Here is a 20,138-nt window from a genome sequence, read left to right as displayed (position 1 = left end):
TATTTACTGCTAAAACAGACTAACATTTATTAATGGCTAAAAGAAAAATAAGCACAAAAAAAACAATTCATTCTTCGGATAAAAAGCCAAACATTTTTGCCTTTTTAAAAACAAGACAAACACAAACAATTTTAGGAACCTTCTTAATTTTATTTGCAGTTTTTCTATCTGTTGCTTTTATTTCTTTTTTCTTTAATTGGCAAGAAGACCAAAGTACAATAACCCAATTAAGTGATAAAACAGTAACAAGTAAAAATTTATTAGGCAAAATAGGAGCTAACTTAAGTCACTTTTTTATATATAAAGGTTTTGGTATAGGCGCTTTCTTAATTGCTTTTCAAATATTTTTAACAGGTGCATACATCATCTTAAAAAAGAAATTTTCTAGAATTATTATTTCTTGGAATTGGAGTTTACTTGCAATGCTTTGGATTTCTATTACCATTGGTTTCATTCAAAAAAAATATACAATTTTATCTGGTATTATAGGTTATGAAATAAATGATTATGCAGAAAATTATACTGGTAAAATAGGAATTGCAATTGCATTAGTATTTTTTTTAATAGTTTATTTGGTTTTACGTTACAAAGTTACTTTTGATAAATTTATAGAACAATTAAAAGAAAAAAGAGCAGAAAGAAAAGCTAAAGAGCTAGAAAACTTAGAAAAAGAAGATTTAGATAACAACTTAAAAGAAGTTGATACACAAGAAACTTTAGAAACAAGTTCTTCAAAAACAGAAAAAAAGGAAAAATCAGAATTTGAACTTTCTGTAGAAAACTTGCAACCCACCATTTCTAAACATTCTGATGTTAAAACGAATAATGAAGAACTTACTCTAAAAGTTGAAGAAAATTTAGAACCAACATTAAAAACTTCTGAACCTGTAGTTGCAGAAAATAACGAGGAACCAGAGGTAGAAATTGATGTTGCTATTGCTAGAGATGAAGAACATTCTGCAGAAAACTTATCTGATAAAATCTTAAAAGATTTTGGAGAATTTGATCCAAAATTAGAATTATCTAATTTTAAGTTTCCAACTTTTAATCTCTTAAAAAAATACAACGAAAGTATTTCTATAGACCCTAATGAATTAGAGGCAAATAAAGATAGAATTGTAGAAACTCTAAAGAATTACAAAATTGGTATTGCAGAAATTAAAGCAACTGTTGGGCCAACTATTACTTTGTATGAAATTGTGCCAGAAGCAGGAATTAGAATTTCTAAAATTAAAAACTTAGAAGATGATATTGCCTTGTCTTTGGCTGCTTTAGGAATTAGAATTATTGCACCAATTCCAGGTAAAGGAACTATAGGTATAGAAGTACCTAATAAAAAATCGACCATTGTTTCTATGCATTCTGCAATTTCTTCAAAGAAGTTTCAAGAATCTAAAATGGAACTACCTATAGCTTTAGGTAAAACCATTTCTAACGAAACTTTTGTGGTAGATTTAGCCAAAATGCCTCACCTTTTAATGGCAGGTGCAACTGGGCAAGGTAAATCTGTAGGTTTAAATGCGGTATTAACATCACTTTTATATAAAAAACATCCAGCAGAAGTTAAATTTATCTTAGTAGATCCAAAAAAGGTAGAATTAACTTTATTCAACAAAATTGAGCGTCATTATTTGGCAAAATTACCAGATACAGAAGATGCAATTATAACAGATACTACTAAGGTTGTACATACCTTAAACTCTTTGTGTATAGAGATGGACAATCGTTACGATTTGCTAAAAGCTGCTATGGTTCGTAATATTAAAGAATACAATACAAAATTTAAAAAACGAAAATTAAATCCGAATGAAGGGCATCAATTTTTACCCTATATTGTATTAGTAATTGATGAATTTGCAGATTTAATTATGACAGCTGGTAAAGAAGTAGAAACACCTATAGCACGTTTGGCACAATTAGCTAGAGCCATTGGTATTCATTTAATTGTGGCAACCCAAAGACCTTCTGTAAATGTTATTACTGGAATAATTAAAGCCAATTTTCCTGCAAGAATTGCCTTTAGAGTAACTTCTAAAATAGACTCTAGAACTATTTTAGATGCTGGTGGCGCAGACCAATTAATAGGTCGTGGAGATTTATTATACACTGCAGGAAATGATATTAATAGAATACAATGTGCATTTGTAGATACTCCAGAAGTCGAGAAAATTACAGACTTTATTGGCTCGCAAAAAGCCTATGCAGAAGCTTATCAATTACCAGAATATGTAGATGATGAAAGTGGCACAAGTATTGATATTGATATTGCAGACAGAGATAAGCTCTTTAAAGAAGCAGCAGAAATTATTATAACTGCACAACAAGGATCTGCCTCTCTGTTGCAAAGAAAATTAAAATTGGGGTATAACAGAGCTGGTCGTTTAATAGACCAATTAGAAGCTGCTGGTATTGTTGGCGGATTTGAAGGCAGTAAAGCCAGACAAGTTTTAATACCAGATTTTACAGCTTTAGAACAATTATTAGAAAATGAAAAAAACAATTAAAATGAAAAAAATAGGAGTCTTATTTTTAAGCTTATTTGTAACAACAATCGCTTTTTCTCAAAATTCTGAAAAGGCAAAATCTCTTTTAGATGAAGTATCAACAAAAATGGGTGCTTATAAGAATATGTCTATTAATTTTAGTCAGACATTAAGTAATGAAGATGCAGGTATAAAAGAAGGTGATGAGCCACCAATTAGAGGTAAAATTACGCTACAAGGAGAAAAATACAACCTTAATTATTTAGGAAATAACTTTATTTTTGATGGAAAAAAACTATACGTAATAAATAATGATGAAAAAGAAATTTCTATTACAGATGGAGATATGAGTGGTGATGATGGTTTTATTTATCCATCTAAATTACTAACATTTTATAAAGAAGGTTATACTTTTGAGATGGGTTCTTTAAAAAATTTAAATGGTAGAAAAATTCAATTTGTAACCTTAAACCCAATAGATAGCAATTCTGATATTGTAAAAGTAGAGTTAGCTATAGATGCAAAAACAAAACACATTTATAAGTTAATACAAACAGGTTCAAATAACTCTAAAACTACGTTTACAATTACACAATTTAAAAGTAACCAAGCAATAACAAACAGTTTCTTTTATTTTGATAAAGAAAAATATAAAAAGTTAAAATACACTATAGACTAACTTTTTTCCAATTAACAGAAAATTAGTAGCATCTTAATAATTAAGATGCTACTTTTGTTTCTTATAAATATTTTTAGTGAAAATTTTAGATAAATACATCTTAAAATCTTTTTTAAGACCTTTTATAGCCACCTTTTTAATAATACTATTTGTATTAGTAATGCAGGTTTTATGGCAAACTTTCGAGAATATTGCTGGTAAAGGAATAAGTGTACCCTTTATCTTAAAGTTTTTATATTATACTACCTTAATTATTACTCCTCAAGCACTACCAATTGCAGTATTACTATCTTCTATAATGACTTTGGGTAACCTTGGTGAAAACTATGAATTTGCAGCAGCAAAATCTGCAGGAATTTCTTTACAACGTTTGGTAAGGCCTCTTGTGTTTTTAACTATATTTTTAAGCGGAATTAATTTTTTGTTTCTAAACAATGTATATCCTTATGCAATGTTAAAACAATCTAATTTATACTTAAATATAAAAAAGAAAAAACCTGCATTGGCTTTAGTTCCAGGAAGTTTTAACAGCGATATTCCTGGGTATCAAATTAAATTTGAAAAGAAATATGGTAAAGAAGAAAATTTGCTAAAAAAAGTATTAATTTATGATTTAACAGGAAATAGAGGCAATGAAAAAGTAATAACTGCAGAAAGAGGTAAAATTATTTCTGAAGAAGGAAGTCGATATATGACGTTTGTTTTATATGATGGGTATTATTATGAAGAGCACTATAAATCTGCAAAATCTTCAAACAAAAGAAAAGATATGGCTGCATCTAGTGCCACATTTAAAGAATACGAATTTAATATAGATATTTCTTCTGTTGTAGATGTAGATTTAGACAAAGAACAAGTAACAAATAATTACAGAATGTTTAGTATCAAACAATTAAAAGATACTATACCACATTTAAAATCTAGTTATAACGAAGTTCTAGAATTAAGGTCTAAAAATTTATATACAAGTACTTCTGCTAAAAATTTAAATAAATACCCAGATTCTTTAACACCAAAAAACTTAGAACCAGAAATTTTAGATAACTTTTTGTTAAAAGAAAAAATATCTATTTTAAACTCTTCTAGCACAAAAATAAATAGAGTTTTAAGCGGAATAAATAATAACATAAAAGGAGTTAAATGGAATCGTAAAGTTTTAAATTTTTACGATACAGAATATTACAACAGAATTGCTTTTTCTTTATCTTGTTTAATCTTGTTTTTTATAGGTGCTCCTTTAGGTTCAATTATAAGAAAAGGAGGTTTTGGTTTACCAATGATTATAGCTATCGCCATTTATGTAATTTACTTTTTTAGTAATACATTTGGTAAAAATTTAGCAGAAGAAAGTACCATTTCTGCAATGTTGGGTTCATGGATTGCAGCAATTATTATGGTTCCTTTAGGTGTTTTACTTACTATTAGAGCCACAAAAGATAAAGGTATATTTAATGTAGATAATTTTATACAACCCATCACAAAATTATTTAAGAGTATTTTTTCTAAAAAGAAATCAAATTTATGACAACAGTAAAAAATAAAAACAGTGTACAACTTAATACTATTTCAGAAGCAATAGAAGATATTAGAAATGGTAAAATTATTATTGTTGTAGATGATGAAAACAGAGAGAATGAAGGCGATTTTTTAGCTGCTGCAGAAAAAGTAACTCCAGAAATGATCAACTTTATGGCAACTCACGGACGTGGATTAATTTGCGCTCCATTAACTGAAAATCGATGCAAAGAGTTAGAGTTGGGAATGATGGTAAACAACAATACAGATCCTATGGAAACTGCGTTTACAGTTTCTATAGATTTACGAGGTAAAGGTGTTACTACAGGAATTTCTGCTTCAGACAGAGCATTAACCATAAAAGCTTTGATAGAAAAAGGAACAAAACCTTTTGATTTGGCTAGACCAGGACATATTTTTCCTTTAAGAGCTAAAGAAGGTGGTGTTTTAAGAAGAACTGGACATACAGAAGCTGCTATAGATTTCGCTCGTTTAGCAGGTTTAGAACCTGCAGGAGTAATTGTAGAAATTATGAATGAAGATGGAACAATGGCACGTTTACCACAACTTTTAGAAGTAGCTAAAAAATTTGACATCAAAATTGTTTCTATAGAAGATTTGGTCGCTTACAGAATGGAACACGATTCTTTAATAGAAAAAAAAGAAGATTTTGATATTATTACACGCTTTGGGGAATTTCGTTTAAGAGCTTATCAACAAACCACCAACAACCAAGTTCATATTGCATTAACAAAAGGAGCTTGGTCTAAAGAAGATGGAGTATTAACAAGAGTAAACTCTACTTCTGTAAATAATGATATTTTAGGCACTTTAACCAATAATGCAGACAAAAAATTAGACCAGATGTTTCAGGTGATTAATGATGAAGGAAAAGGAGCTATTATTTTTGTGAATCAACAAAACCAATCTCAAAATTTACTTAGTAGATTGTCTATATTAAAAGAAAATCAAGAAAATGGTGAAATAAAAGCTCCAGAAATAAAAATGGACAACAAAGATTTTGGAATTGGCGCTCAAATCCTGCATGACTTAAATATTAGCAGATTAAAACTTATTACAAACACGCAACAAGAAAAACGTGTAGGTATGATTGGCTATGGTTTAGAAATTGTAGATTACGTTCAGTATTAGATTTGGTTTTTAGTTTTTAGTTTTTAGTTTTTAGTTTTTAGTAAAAATAAAAATGATAATGAATGTCATTTTCGACGATAGGAGAAACCAACCTTGAAACTTTTAAACCTTAAACCTTAAACTTGAAACCTTAAACTTGAAACCTTGAACTGTAAAACAAATTTAAGTTTAAATAACAACCTCTACCCCACTTTGTAACTCTGTAGGTTGTTTATTTTTTTCAAATAATCTTGCAGTAAGATTTCCTTTTAAAATAATTTTATCATTAAGTACCTCTAACCAACTCCCTTCTCGTAAACCTAAAACTGGAGTATCATTAAAAACATGATATTCTTTAATTCTGGTTTCTCTAGTTTCTCCCATGTGTGTAGAACCTTCTATTGGGTCTAAATAATGTGCATTAATATTAAAAGGGATACAACCTAAAGTAGTAAAACTTGGTGGATATACAATAGGCATATCATTGGTATTCATCATTGTTAAACCACAAATATTACTTCCTGCACTGGTTCCTAAATAGGGTGTTCCTTTTTCTAAAACTTGTTGTAAAGTTGATAAAACATCATTTTTATATAATTGATTGACCAACTCAAAAGTATTTCCACCTCCAGTAAAAATAGCTGCAGCATTTTTAATAGCTTCTTTCGCATTTTTAAACTCGTGAATCCCTTTTACATCAATATCAATTGTAATAAAAGCTTTTTTAACAATAGAAGTATAAGCATCATAAGAAATACCTCCTGGTCTAGCATAAGGAATAAAAAGTAATGTTTTAACATTATTAAAATGTACTTTTAAAGTGGGTAACAAATATTCTAAATAACTACTTCCATGTATGGTAGATGTACTTGCGATGATCATTTTTTTCATAATTCAAAAATAATTATTAATATTTTTTAAATTTAAACTAATTTTACATTTTAATTTAAAATAAAATATTATGAAAAAGAAAATTTTGGTACTACTTACTTTTGTTTCAATTTTAAGTTCATGTTCGTCCGAAGAAAATTTAGCTATTAATGTTACTAATGCAGATTTAGTTGGAGTATGGAATGCTACAGCTTTTACTTTTGATGCGCAAACTACTGCTAGTAGTAAAGGAATATCCATTAATTCTGAAACCAATTCTTTTGGAAAAGATTTTGATTTTGTGTATACTTTTACTGAAAACCCTAACAATGTTACTGCTATTGGAAGTTACACAACTGTAACTACAGTATCAATTCCAGGACAACCTGATAGTGTGGAAGAATTAAAAGTTGAGTCTTTTGATGGTTTAGATTCTGGTACATGGAGTTTAACTAGCAACAACACCCTTTTATTTACAAGTAAAAATGAAACTACTATTGCAGAAATTGTTGCTTTTACTGGTTCTAAAATTGTTTTAAAAGGAAACATAGATGAAGATAAATCTTTTGGAGAAGCATCAATAAAAATTAAAGCAGAATTTTTCTTAACTTTAGAGAAATAGTCTTTTCTAATAAAAAATTAACGAGACTGTCTGAAAAGTATTAAAATTTGTCATTTCGACTGTAATGGAGAAATCTTATTTGCTCAAAATCAATTCTATAGATTTTTCGACAAAGCCTGTCTTGAGCGAAGACGAAAGGCTCAAAATGGCAGATAAATTAACTTTTCAGACAGCCTCTTTTTTACGCCTATTATTTAACAGCAATTTACAATTTCTTTAATAGACATTTAAGAACGTGCTTTGTTTTCTTTGTAAAAAACAAACTGAGTGAAAAAAAAAGTACTTCTAATTTTTATATTATGTTCTATTTTAGGTTATTCTCAAAAACAAAAAAGATTGTTTTCGGGTAAACTTATTGACTCTACAAAAGTTATAAAAAATGCGCATATTGTTAATTTGAGCACAAAAAAGGGAACTTTTTCTGATGATAAGGGCTTTTTCGAAATTCTTGCAGTAGAGAATGACAGCTTAAAAGTAACTTCTATTGGCTATGAAACAAGAGTTTTAATTACTAAAAAAATCCATTTTATAAAAAAAATAAACTTTATAAATTTAAAATCTAAAACTTATATTTTAGACGAAATTGTTTTAAAAAAACATGATTTATCAGGTTTTTTATCTTTAGATATTAAAAAAACACCCATAAATAAAAAAGATGTTTTAGTAAAAAAAATTGTTGAAGATATTAAAGCTTTAGATTTTTACGAAATTTCTAAAATGCCTATTGGTAATGATGAAGCACATTTAATAAAAGCAAGTATTGTTAAACTACCAAACACTTTTGAAGGTGTAGGAACAAGTTTTGGAAGCTCAGGAAATACTAATAATGAGTTATCTATGGCAGAAAAACTAGAAGAGAAAATTAAGATTGCTGATAAAATTTTAAAAGAGCTTGGAGCTTATTTTTTCTTTACAGAACTAGAAATACCAAAAGACAAATACTATCATTTTATTACATACTGCTCATATAAAAATGTAACAGACTATTATAAAAAGAATGAAATTTTAAAGGCTATTCAAATTTTTAAAGAAGAAAGTATCAAATATTTAAAAATTATAAAAAAATGATGTTGTCTAAAAAATAGTTTTATTTCTATTTTGAGTATAGCTTAAAAAACTCAATTTGCTATAAAAAAGGTTTTAGCATTGAATAGATTCTTTATTTTCATTAAGAATGGTACTTTTTAAGACAGTCTCATCATTTAACAGCATTTTACAATTCCTTTAATAGACATTTAAGACTGGCTCTCCTTTTCTTTGTGATATGAACAAAATATTACTATTAATCTTCATCTTTTTATTTAGCTTTTCTGTTTTATCTCAAAACAAAAGAAAATCTATTTATGGTAAAGTAAGTTTAGATAGTATTGCTATTAAAGATGTTCATATTATTAATAAAAATACAAAAAAAGGAACAATTTCTAATGGTGATGGCTCTTTTAGAATTCCAGTAAAATTAGGAGATACGCTCTTTTTTTCTCATTTAAATTTTATTAGTAAAAAAATTGTATTGAATAAAAAAGATATTGAGTCTTCTAAAATTCATATAATATTAGATGAAAAAGTTGCTCAATTAAATGCATTTACTCTAGAAAAACCTAAAAGTATTTTTTATGTAGATCCAACCATTAAAACTTATAAAGGTCCAAAAGTAAATGCAAAAACATTAAACTTACCTTATGCAAATACAATTAAAAAACCAAATACAGCCATTGTTAGGTTAAATTCTGGAGGTGTAATTAGTTTAGATAATTTAATAAATTCTTTAAACGGAAATAATAGAAGAAAAAGAATTGTAGAAAAATTAGCTAAAGAAGATAGGCGTCTTAAAAAAATAAGAAAATATTTTACAGATGATTTTTTTATCACAGATTTACAAATCAAAAAAGAAGACATCAACCCATTTTTAAATTTTTGCATCGAAAAAAACATTATTCACTTTTTTAACAAAAAAGAACATATAAAATTAACAACCATTCTAATTCAAGAAAGTAAAAAATTTCCACAAAAAAGGCTTTCTGAAACTAAATTAGCTTTAAAAAAACAATAATTTTTAACCTGTTGTGTATTTTGAATGTAAATTACCATCTTTTGTCAGTTCGAGTGATTTTGAGGAACGAAAAATTGTATCGAGAACTATTTTAAGAACTAAAATTCTTATTTTCGATACAAATTCTACTCATTTCAATCGTAAAATTCACTCGAATTAGTTAACCTTTACAGAATTGACAGAATTTTATCAAAATGCACAACAGGTTCATTTTTAACATAAGTTTACAAAATTCTAGTCTTAACAAAAGCTATTAATACCGAAATTTGTAAAACAAGATATGTTATATGGCAAAAAAAATACTCATTCTACTTTTTTTTATATCCACAATTGCCTACTCACAAAAAAAACCTGTACTTATTAAAGGTAAAGTAATAGATTCTTTAGGTGTTGTTAAAAATGCCAATATTGTTAATTTAAATAGCAACCAAGGTACTTCTTCTTTAGACAATGGTAGTTTTGAGATATTTGTTTCTTTAGGAGATTCTTTAAAAATATCGTCTATACAGCATAAAACCAAAATAATTTCTATCAAAAAATACAATTATAACAATAAAATAATTGTCATTAAATTACAATCTAAAATCTATGCTTTAGATGAGTTCGAACTAAAAAAACACAATTTAACAGGAAGATTAGGTATAGATACCAAATCTGTCCCAAAAAATAAAAAAGATTCTCTACTTAGAGATTTGATGGATTTTTCTGATATTGATATGAATATTGTAGAAGATGATGATTATATAGACAAAAGAGTAAGACCACAAATTAACGAAACAGATCCTACAAAAAAGTTTGTTGGAGCTGGAGCAGCTGCAATAATACCCTTCAAATATTCTGAAAGACTATGGGCTTTAAGAAGAAAATTAGCTCAGAAAAAAGCATTCCCTTACAAAATTATGAATGAATTAGGAGAAGATTTTTTCTTTAAAAAATTAAAAATTCCTATAGAGAGGTATTTCCACTTTTTAGAATATTGCAATCCTTTAGGAATCGAAAATTTACATCAAAAAGGAAAGCAATTAGAAGTAATAAAAATTTTAAGAGAAGAAAGTATATCTTATTTAAAAATCATAAATAAAGAGTAACTTGGCTCGATAATTGGATTCACAATTTTATGAAAATAAAACACCTCATACTTCTAACACTTGTAATTCCATTACTTTCGTTTACAAGTCACAAATATTATTTAAGTTTAACACAGATTAAATTTAAACCAAAAGTAAAAGCAGTTCAAATTATTGTAAATGTTTTTATGGATGATATAGAAACTGCTTTAAATAAAGATAATCACATAGATTTACAACTTACCACAAAAAAAGAGTTAAAAAATAATGATGTCTATTTTAAAAAATACATTCAAGAAAAACTTCAGTTTAAAATTAATGGAGTATCAAAAGAATACAATTATTTAGGTAAAGAATATGAAGGTGATTTAGTTTATTTCTACCTAGAAATAGAAAACATAGAAAGTGTACAAAAAATAGAAGTAACCAATACTATTTTGTTAAAACACTTTCCAGAACAACAAAATTTAATCAAATCTAAAGTAGGTAAAATAAATAAAAGTGTGTTATTAACTAAAGAAGAATATCATAGCATTTTAAAATATTAACTATCAATCCAAATCTTAAATTATGAAAAAACACCTAGCAACCATTTTTGTATGTGTCTTTACCTTAACTGGTTTCGCACAAATTACAAAACAAGGGCATACAAATCAAAACAAGTTTAGACAATTAAAACAAGAATTGCCTACACCCAATTTACAAAGAACAGCATCTGGTGCTCCTGGTAAAGCATACACCCAGCAAAAGGTAGATTACAAAATGGATATTACCTTAGATGATGATAATACCAGAATTACAGGTTCAGAAACCATTACATATCATAACAATTCTGCAGACCAACTAAGCTATTTATGGGTACAATTAGACCAAAATATGAGGGCTGCAGATTCTAAAACTCCAGATATTAGTTCTGGTAAACTTCCAAAAAAAATTAGTGCTGGAAGATTTGACAGGGCTTTTCCTGAGAAAAAGTTTGATGGTGGTTTTAAAATTATGAGTGTAACAAATAAAAACGGAAGCAACTTATCGTACACTATAAACCAAACAATGATGCGTATAAATTTACCAAAACCTTTGGCTTCTGGAGAAACATTTAAATTTAATATTTCTTGGTGGTATAACATCAATAATCATAGAACACAAGGAGGAAGATCTGGTTATGAACATTTTCCAGAAGATGGAAATAACAATTATGTTATTGCACAGTTTTATCCAAGAATGTGTGTTTATGACAATGTAGAAGGTTGGCAAAATGATCAGTTCTGGGGGCGTTCAGAATTTGCGTTAGAATTTGGAGATTTTGATGTAAACATTACAGTTCCTGCAGATCACATGTTAGGAGCAACTGGCGTTTTACAAAATAGAAGTGAGGTTTTTTCTAAAAAAGAACTAAAACGTTTTGCAAAAGCAAGAAAAACTTTTGACAAACCAGTAATTATAAGAACACAAAAAGAAGCAGAAAAAATTGAAAAAAGCCGTTCAAAAAGCACTAAAACTTGGAAGTTTAAAGCAACCAATGTTAGAGATTATGCGTTTGCAACATCAAGAAAATTTATTTTTGATGCAATGGCTGTAAATATTAACGGAAAAACTGTAATGGCAGAATCTTTATATTCTAAAGAAGCAAATCCTTTATATGGAGACCACTCTACAAGAGCAGTTGCACAGACTTTAAAAACATATTCTAAATATACATTTGATTATCCTTACCATAAAGCAATTTCTGTTGATGGACAAATGGGGATGGAATATCCACAAATTTGTTTCAATCCAGGAAGACCAGATTTAGCAGATGGTGGGTATTCTGATAGAATGAAATATAGAATGATTAAAGTTACCATTCATGAAGTGGGACATAACTTTTTTCCTATGATTGTAAATTCTGATGAAAGACAATGGACGTGGATGGACGAAGGTTTAAATTCTTATATGGAAATGTTAGCAGAATTAGATTACGACCCAAATTTTCCTATTGTAAGAGGATATCCAAAAAATATTGTAAAATATATGAGTGGAGATCAATCTAGAATTGCTCCAATTATGTCAAAAGGAGACAATGTTTACAGTTTTGGAGCCAATGCTTATGGTAAGCCTGCAACTGGACTTTGGATTTTAAGAGAAACTATTATGGGTAAAGAGCTTTTTGACCACGCTTTTAAAACGTATTCTCAAAGATGGATGTTTAAACACCCAACTCCAGCAGATTTCTTTAGAACAATGGAAGATGCATCTGGTATAGATTTAGATTGGTTCTGGAGAGGTTGGTTCTACACAACAGATGTTACAGATATTGGTATAAAAGGCGTTAAAAAATATTATACTACAAAAAGTAATGATGCAGTAGAATTTATAGAAGATACTTCAGAAGGATTGAGTTTTGCTAATAAACAAGACAAATATCACTATGAAATTACCTATAACAAACCTGGTGGTTTGGTAATGCCAATTATTGTTGAGTTTACATACAAAGATGGTACAAAAGAAAAGAAAACATATCCTGCTCAAATTTGGAGATACAATGATGCAGAAGTTACCAAAGTATTTTCTTCATCTAAAGAAATTACAAACATAACTATAGATCCAGATTTAGAAACTGCAGATGTAGATACAAGTAACAATAGTTACCCAAAACCACAAGCAGATAATTTTGAAAAGTTTAAAAAGAAAATGAAAAATTAAGTTTTTAAACTTATATAAAAGATAGAGGCTGTATTAAAAGTATTAAAATTTGTCATTTCTGTAATGGAGAAATCTTATTTATTCAAAATCAATTACATAGATTTTTCGACAAAGCCTGTCTTGGACGAAGACGAAAGGCTCAGTTTGACATATTTAATTACTTTTAAGACAGCCTCTTTTTATAAAGGTTTGTTAAAGTTTTAACTCAATTTAACTTTTCTACTAAAGTATTCTTAATTTACACCACATTTTTAAATAAATTTATTCAAATGAAAAAAATAACCTTAGTATTATTCTCTCTATTCTTTGTTGCTACTGCATCAATAGCACAAGAGAAAAAAGAAAAAAAGGAGATCCAACAGGGTCACACAGACCAAAACAAATTCCGACAAATGAAGGATGTTTTGGCAACTCCAAACGATCAGCACAATGCAGCTGGTGCTCCTGGTCATCAATATTCACAACAAAAAGTAGATTATGTTATGGACATTCGTTTAGACGAAGCCAATAACAGAATTTACGGTGATGAAGAAATTACATACCACAATAACTCTAAAGACCATTTAGAATATTTATGGGTGCAATTAGACCAAAACATGAGAGCAGACGACTCTAAAACGCCATTAGCAAGATCAAATGCAGCTTCTGCCTTTGTTACTCCAGACAATTTTAAGAAATCTTACATGGGTGCAAAAAAAGGTTTTGGATACAACATTACCAAAGTAGAGAGTAATGGAAAACCTTTATCACATACTATTAACAGAACCATGATGCGTATTAATTTACCACAAGCATTAGCACCTGGTAAAACGTTTGAATTTAGAATTCAGTGGAACTATTTAATAAACGATATTAATAAAGATGGTGGACGTTCTGGATTAGAATCTTTTCCTGATGGTAACAATAACTATACAATAGCACAGTTTTTTCCAAGATTAGCAGTATATAACAATGTAGAGGGTTGGCAAAACATGCAGTTTTGGGGTCGTTCTGAATTTGCTTTAGAATTTGGTGATTATGAAGTAAGCTTAACTGTACCTGCAGATCATATTGTAGAAGCAACAGGAGATTTACAAAACGAAAAAGATGTATTAACTAGAACACAACGTAAACGTTTTGAAAAAGCTAGAAAATCTTTTGACAAACCTGTATTAATAGTTACACAAGCAGAAGCAGAAAAAGCAGAAAAGAAAAGAGCTTCTGGTACAAAAACTTGGAAATTTAAAGCAAAAAACGTTAGAGATTATGCTTTTGCAACTTCAAGAAAATATATTTGGGATGCTATGGCTGTAAACATTAACGGAAAAACGGTAATGGCTACATCTTTATATCCTAAAGAAGGAAACCCTTTATGGGAAGAGCATTCTACAAGAGCAGTAGCTACTACTTTAATAGAATACTCAAAATTAACGTTTGATTATCCTTACCCAAAAGCAGTTTCTGTACATTCTGAAAGACAAGGAATGGAGTATCCTATGATTTGTTTCAATTTTGGACGTCCAAATCCTGATGGAACGTATTCAGACAGAACTAAAAAAGGGATGTTAGGTGTTATTATTCATGAAGTTGGTCACAACTTTTTCCCAATGATTGTAAACTCTGATGAAAGACAATGGACTTGGATGGATGAAGGTTTAAACTCTTTTGTAGAAATTTTAGCAGAAGATGTTTACGACCCAGAATTATTTGCTTCTAACCCAGCAAAAAACATCACAAGATACATGAGTGGAGATCAATCTAACCTCTCTCCTATTATGTCTCAAGGAGATTATGTAAAACAATTTGGACCAAATGCATATACAAAACCAGCAGCTGGTTTATATATTTTAAGAAAAACCATTATGGGACCAGAATTATTTGATCATGCATTTAGAACTTATGCACAAAGATGGATGTTTAAACACCCAACTCCTGCAGATTTCTTTAGAACTATGCAAGACGCTTCTGGTATGGATTTAGATTGGTTTTTTAGAGGATGGTTTTATACTACAGATGTAAATGACATTGGTATTAAAGAAGTAAAACCTCTATATTTAACAGATAAGCCAAGTGAAAGAGTTAAAAAATTAAAAGTACAGTACAAACAATACTTTGACAATTTAGGAGACTTGGTTTACATTACAGATAAAAAAGAGGATGCTAATCCTAAGGCTATGGATAAATATGCAAATGGCGAAGAAGTTCCAGCATATATTTACTCTGTAGAATTTGAAAAGCCAGGAGGTTTAATTATGCCATTAATTGTAGAATTAACGTATGCAGATGGTACTAAGAAAAGAGAAACGTTCCCAGCACAAATTTGGATGAGAGATGATACAAAAGCCAAAAGAGTATTTGCTTCTACAAAAGAAATTAAAAGCATTGTAGTAGATCCAGACTTTGAAACTGCAGATGTAGATACTTCTAACAACAGTTGGCCAAAAGAACAATCTGATGATTTTGATAAATTTAAAAAGAAAACTAAAAACTAGTTTTTAGTTTCAGATAACATTAAAAAAGCCTCACAAAGTGAGGCTTTTTTGTTTTTTGAAAATAGGTGTTTTTACCTATAGAGATTTATTAAAAAAAAACTAAATTGCAAATAGTTTATAAAAAATTAAATTTAATATCTATGAAAAGTAAAAAAATAAGTTAATTATACCCTTAATGATTGGAGTTTTTTGCATAGGAATTTCTATATTGCTTTTTAGCTGTGAAAAAGAAAATGCTTTTTTTAATGAAAATTCTTCAAACCAAAAGAAAAATAAACTAAGACATATTACATCTAAAGAAATTCCAGAAATAATGAATTTATTAAACAATAAATTTCATTTTGCAAAAGGGAAATCTAAAGGTATAAACATAAATTATGATAATATATTAGAAGTTGTTGATACATTTCAAAATGAAACTTATAGTTTTAAAACACATGAAGGCTTTGTTAATAAATCATTTATAAATGTTGTTATTACAAAAAATAAAGAAAATATATCAAAACCCTTAGTTTATAAATATATTCCTACATCAGAGTTTTACAAAGATTATATAAATGGAGAAAAAAAATTAAAAAACTTTACTGGAATTATTGAAATATATGAGTTAGAAAATTTTTTACATGAAAAAAAATATAAATCTTATCAAAATAAAAGCTCAAATTTCGGCGCTTGTAACACGATACCTATAAATGATGATGGATTTAATGATACAAGTAATTCATTTGGTGGTTCAGAAGTTTCATGTTCACTTATTGGAAGAACTGAAAAATGTTGGTGTAATGGCGATTTAGTTGGATCACATGATCATAAATCTACAGTTGTTGTTTATGAATTTAGTTGTAATAGAGATTATATGCAGAAAAGTACAAGTTCCAATTCTTGTGGTGTTACTTCTCCAAGTGGCTCAACAACTATTGGCATAAACGAACCAGACCTTATAATATGTGAATATGCTGATTGTAAATGCCCAATAGGCTATACTAAGGACACAGAGACAAATAAATGTGTAGAAGTTGACAAAATTATTATAGACACATCTTTTGAAAACTCAGTAGCAAATTGCGCTTATAAATTACTCAAAGACAATAATCAGTTTAATCAAATTCTGGATAAACTAATTCCTGAAAACTCAAAATATAATGTCATTTTTAAGGTAGGAAAAGCAATTGGGAATGGAGGTCATACTGTTGCTTCTTATAGTCCATCAGGTAACATAACAGTAGTAATTAATAAAGATTTAGTAGATACAGGTAATATTGTGTCTATTGCAGAGACAATACTTCACGAAGCTGTACATGCAAGACTATTTGAATTAGTGAAATCTATTGGTGGCTTAAACAAATTGGGGGAATTCACAAATGAGGACTCTGAAATTGGAAAATTAGCTGCATACTATAATAAGTATAGAAAAAAACAATTACATCATGAATTTATTTGGAGTAATTATGTAGATGAAATAGCTAAAGGTACAGAAGCAATACATAAGCTTTTTCCAGATAACTATAATAGATTTCATAACTATATGTCTAGTACCATTGGTTATACTAAAGATTCTTTCTATAAATCTGTTGCTAAAGCTGGTTTAAATAAAACATCCTATTTTAAAAATTTAGACGTAAAAAAACAAAATACTATATTGATTATGTATGGTGCACTAAAAGCAAATGGAAAAAAAATTACAAATCCAAAAACGTGTAAATAATGAAATATTTAATAATAATTTATTTTGTATTTTTAATTTCATGTCAATCAAATAATGATTTATATCTTTTTTTTGAAGAAAAAGAAGATATAATGTATAAGAAGCCTTACTCTATATCAGATAATTTTGAAGTTTATGTTTATAAAATAAATAAGATAAATAAAACTGGTAATTATTTTAAAGAAATTTTCTTTGATCCAGCTGTAATTAAAAATGATAAGAAAAACGAAACAAAATTATATCAAAGAAAAGAACACTTAGAACAATTCAAAAATTATGATATCAAAAACTTCGATTGGTTAGAAAAAAAAATTAATAAACTTGACCCTTTTCAAGAACTATATGAATTATATGATAGAATCTATATAATTGAGAAAGATTTTATTGGAAAGAAAATTATAATTACAGAGGTTAATAATTCAGAAATTATAGAATAAATTTCTAATCTTTATTAACTTTCAAAATCTTACTAGTTTGAATAAAAATAATTGTTCAAATCATAAAAATCAATTTATTATTAAGATAAAAAAGTTATAGATAATATTTAATATAACATAATCCATAATTAATTATGAAATTTATAAAATATTTTATAATTCTTTTTGTATGTATTTCTTGTAACGATAAGAACAGCCAAATAGATCACAACAAGTATCAAATTTTAAATTTAATTTATAGCGATTTTTCTAAAAAACAAATGGAGTTTTTTGTTTTTCCTAAAAAACCTTTTTCTTTACCAAATGCTGTTAGCTATAGAAAAATTTTGAATAATAAGAAATATATGGACAGCATACATAAGATTGTATATTCAACCTCAATAAGTAAAAAAGATAGTTTAATAATAACACAAAAATATATTGAAAATAAAAAAAATCAACAAATTTTTGCTTTTGATTTAAAAATGCAAAAATACCATAATTATGAGTGCAAAAATATTAAAATGAATATAATTGGATTCAATGAATTATATAAAAAATTTATTAAGTCAAATGAGAAAGATTATATAAATCTTAATAAAATTTTACCTAAAAATAATGATTCTCTAATAGTTTTTAATGATAAATTTTTAAAAAAGCAATCAGGTTTAGATTACAAAAATTTTAATGTTCTGCTTTCATTTTCAGATATAACTTTTAATACGGATTTTACTAAAGCTATTTTAGCAGGTACAAGAAGTTTTAGCAAAACCAATGCACACTCTTCAATCTTTTTTTTGAAAAAGAAAAACGGTGGTAATTGGAAAATTATATTTGAAGAATTTATATAAAACCAAAAAACTCAAGAAAATCAATTCTTGAGTTTTTTTAAAGTATATCATTTGTATAACTTACCTCCTACTATAATTTGGGGCTTCTTTGGTAATGGCAACATCATGAGGATGGCTTTCGTTAATTCCGCTTGCAGTTATTCTTACAAACTGTCCAGTTTCTTTTAATGTGGCAACATCTTTGGCTCCACAATAGCCCATTCCTGCACGCAAACCTCCAATAAATTGGTGGATACTTTCTGCTAATTCTCCTTTGTAAGGAACTCTACCAACAATTCCTTCTGGAACCAATTTTTTAATATCATCTTCTACATCTTGAAAATAACGATCTTTAGAACCGTGTTTCATCGCTTCTACAGACCCCATTCCTCTATATGATTTAAATTTTCTTCCTTCGTAAATAATAGTTTCTCCTGGAGATTCTTTGGTACCTGCCAACAAAGAACCTAACATAACAGAATCTGCACCAGCTGCAATTGCTTTTGGAATATCTCCTGTGTAACGAATTCCACCATCTGCAATTACAGGAACTCCACTTCCTTTAATAGCAGCAGCTACTTCTAAAACCGCAGAAAACTGTGGAAAACCAACTCCAGCCACAACTCTTGTAGTACAAATAGACCCTGGACCAATACCCACTTTTACAGCATCTGCACCAGCTTTTACCAAATATTTTGCAGCTGCAGCAGTTGCTATATTTCCAACAACTACATCTAAATCTGGAAATTTTGTTTTAACTTGTTTTAGCACTTCAACAACACCTTTTGTGTGTCCATGTGCAGTATCTATAATTACAGCATCTACACCAGAGTTTACTAAAGCCTCTGCTCTATCTACAGCATCTCCAGTAACTCCTAAAGCAGCAGCCACTCTTAACCTTCCATAAGAATCTTTATTTGCAATTGGTTTTTGAGTAACTTTTGTAATATCTCTAAAAGTAATTAATCCTTTTAGCTTGTAATTTTCATCAACAATTAAAAGTTTTTCAATTTTATGGTTTTGAAGAATTTTTTCAGCATCTTTTAAAGATGTTCCAACATCTGCAGTTACTAATTTTTCGCTAGTCATTACCTCTACAATTGGTCTTTGACTTTTATGCTCGAAACGTAAATCTCTATTGGTTACAATCCCCTTTAAAATTCCATTTTCATCAACAATAGGAATTCCGCCAATACTATGCTCTTTCATGTTTGCTTTCGCATCTAAAACAGTAGCAGTTAAAGGCAAAGTTACAGGGTCTAAAATCATACCACTTTCTGCACGTTTTACTTTTCTAACTTCTTTTGCTTGTTGGGCAATAGACATATTTTTGTGTAAAACTCCAATACCTCCTTCTCTAGCAATAGCAATTGCCAAAGCAGATTCTGTAACAGTATCCATTGCAGCTGAGGCAATTGGTACATTAATGGTAATATTTTTGGTAAATTTTGTTTGAATGCTAACTTCTCTTGGAAGTACTTCAGAAAAAGCAGGAACTAAAAGAACGTCATCATACGTTAAACCTTCTCCTAAAATTTTGTTGTTGTGTGCTATCATGTTGCAATTAAGATATAATTGCGTGCAAATTTACAATTAATTATTGACTTGAAAGAGTAT

The 20,138-nt window shown here is 28.4% G+C and carries 16 protein-coding genes; 14 read left to right on the top strand and 2 right to left on the bottom strand.

Annotation, left to right across the window (positions count from 1 at the left end; translation table 11 throughout):
• Window positions 1-32: 32 nt before the first annotated feature.
• From ACY2RW_RS07420 to ribB, 4 genes are all read left to right on the top strand, one after another.
• Entirely contained in the window at window positions 33-2,504 is a 2,472-nt protein-coding gene (locus ACY2RW_RS07420) for an FtsK/SpoIIIE family DNA translocase (protein ID WP_490122081.1), read from the top strand.
• Complete coding sequence (lolA1, locus tag ACY2RW_RS07415; RefSeq protein ID WP_490122080.1) at window positions 2,488-3,162, top strand: outer membrane lipoprotein periplasmic chaperone LolA1; 675 nt, start codon at window positions 2,488-2,490, stop codon at window positions 3,160-3,162. Before ACY2RW_RS07420 ends, lolA1 begins: the two co-directional genes overlap by 17 nt.
• Window positions 3,163-3,238: 76 nt before the next feature.
• Complete coding sequence (locus tag ACY2RW_RS07410) at window positions 3,239-4,687, top strand: LptF/LptG family permease (protein ID WP_490122079.1); 1,449 nt, start codon at window positions 3,239-3,241, stop codon at window positions 4,685-4,687.
• Window positions 4,684-5,829 (top strand): 3,4-dihydroxy-2-butanone-4-phosphate synthase, encoded by a 1,146-nt coding sequence (ribB, locus tag ACY2RW_RS07405; RefSeq protein ID WP_490122078.1) that lies wholly within the window; start codon window positions 4,684-4,686, stop codon window positions 5,827-5,829. The genes ACY2RW_RS07410 and ribB overlap by 4 nt, the downstream gene beginning before the upstream one ends.
• A 168-nt stretch (window positions 5,830-5,997) precedes the next feature.
• On the opposite strand, the gene pepE is transcribed toward ribB, so the two are convergent.
• On the bottom strand, window positions 5,998-6,699 hold the full coding sequence (pepE, locus tag ACY2RW_RS07400) for a dipeptidase PepE (protein WP_490122077.1): 702 nt from the start codon (window positions 6,697-6,699) through the stop codon (window positions 5,998-6,000).
• A gap of 70 nt (window positions 6,700-6,769) precedes the next feature.
• Here pepE and ACY2RW_RS07395 point away from each other — a divergent pair, with 70 nt between their 5' ends.
• The 10 genes from ACY2RW_RS07395 to ACY2RW_RS07350 all read left to right on the top strand — a co-directional run bounded on the left by ACY2RW_RS07395 (window position 6,770) and on the right by ACY2RW_RS07350 (window position 18,542).
• The gene (locus tag ACY2RW_RS07395) at window positions 6,770-7,300 is read left to right on the top strand and encodes a hypothetical protein (protein WP_490122076.1); all 531 of its coding nucleotides are present in this window, start codon (window positions 6,770-6,772) and stop codon (window positions 7,298-7,300) included.
• Between the two features lie 267 nt (window positions 7,301-7,567).
• Window positions 7,568-8,368, top strand: coding sequence for a carboxypeptidase-like regulatory domain-containing protein (locus ACY2RW_RS07390; RefSeq protein ID WP_490122075.1), 801 nt, complete (start codon window positions 7,568-7,570; stop codon window positions 8,366-8,368).
• Window positions 8,369-8,564: 196 nt separating this feature from the next.
• Complete coding sequence (locus ACY2RW_RS07385; RefSeq protein WP_490122074.1) at window positions 8,565-9,350, top strand: peptidase associated/transthyretin-like domain-containing protein; 786 nt, start codon at window positions 8,565-8,567, stop codon at window positions 9,348-9,350.
• A 287-nt stretch (window positions 9,351-9,637) separates the two neighbouring features.
• A complete protein-coding gene (locus ACY2RW_RS07380) occupies window positions 9,638-10,438 on the top strand; it encodes a peptidase associated/transthyretin-like domain-containing protein (RefSeq protein ID WP_490122073.1) in 801 nt (266 codons plus the stop codon).
• 29 nt (window positions 10,439-10,467) lie between these two features.
• A complete protein-coding gene (locus ACY2RW_RS07375) occupies window positions 10,468-10,965 on the top strand; it encodes a DUF6702 family protein (RefSeq protein ID WP_490122072.1) in 498 nt (165 codons plus the stop codon).
• A 22-nt stretch (window positions 10,966-10,987) separates the two neighbouring features.
• Window positions 10,988-13,099 (top strand): M1 family metallopeptidase, encoded by a 2,112-nt coding sequence (locus ACY2RW_RS07370; protein WP_490122071.1) that lies wholly within the window; start codon window positions 10,988-10,990, stop codon window positions 13,097-13,099.
• A gap of 269 nt (window positions 13,100-13,368) precedes the next feature.
• On the top strand, window positions 13,369-15,570 hold the full coding sequence (locus ACY2RW_RS07365) for a M1 family metallopeptidase (protein WP_490122070.1): 2,202 nt from the start codon (window positions 13,369-13,371) through the stop codon (window positions 15,568-15,570).
• 175 nt (window positions 15,571-15,745) lie between these two features.
• Window positions 15,746-17,275, top strand: coding sequence for a hypothetical protein (locus ACY2RW_RS07360; protein WP_490122069.1), 1,530 nt, complete (start codon window positions 15,746-15,748; stop codon window positions 17,273-17,275).
• Complete coding sequence (locus ACY2RW_RS07355; protein ID WP_490122068.1) at window positions 17,275-17,712, top strand: hypothetical protein; 438 nt, start codon at window positions 17,275-17,277, stop codon at window positions 17,710-17,712. The genes ACY2RW_RS07360 and ACY2RW_RS07355 overlap by 1 nt, the downstream gene beginning before the upstream one ends.
• Before the next feature lie 134 nt (window positions 17,713-17,846).
• Window positions 17,847-18,542 carry a hypothetical protein gene (locus tag ACY2RW_RS07350; protein ID WP_490122067.1) on the top strand — a complete coding sequence of 232 codons (696 nt, stop codon included), beginning with the start codon at window positions 17,847-17,849 and terminating at the stop codon, window positions 18,540-18,542.
• 60 nt (window positions 18,543-18,602) lie between these two features.
• Here the strand turns inward: ACY2RW_RS07350 and guaB are convergent, their stop codons facing one another.
• Window positions 18,603-20,078, bottom strand: coding sequence for an IMP dehydrogenase (gene guaB / locus ACY2RW_RS07345; protein WP_490122066.1), 1,476 nt, complete (start codon window positions 20,076-20,078; stop codon window positions 18,603-18,605).
• Window positions 20,079-20,138: the final 60 nt, after the last annotated feature.

The sequence above is a fragment of the Polaribacter sp. 2305UL8-11 genome, from assembly GCF_058147165.1.
The sequence above is the reverse complement of the archived record's forward strand: the minus strand, read 5'-3'. Positions and strand labels throughout refer to the sequence as shown.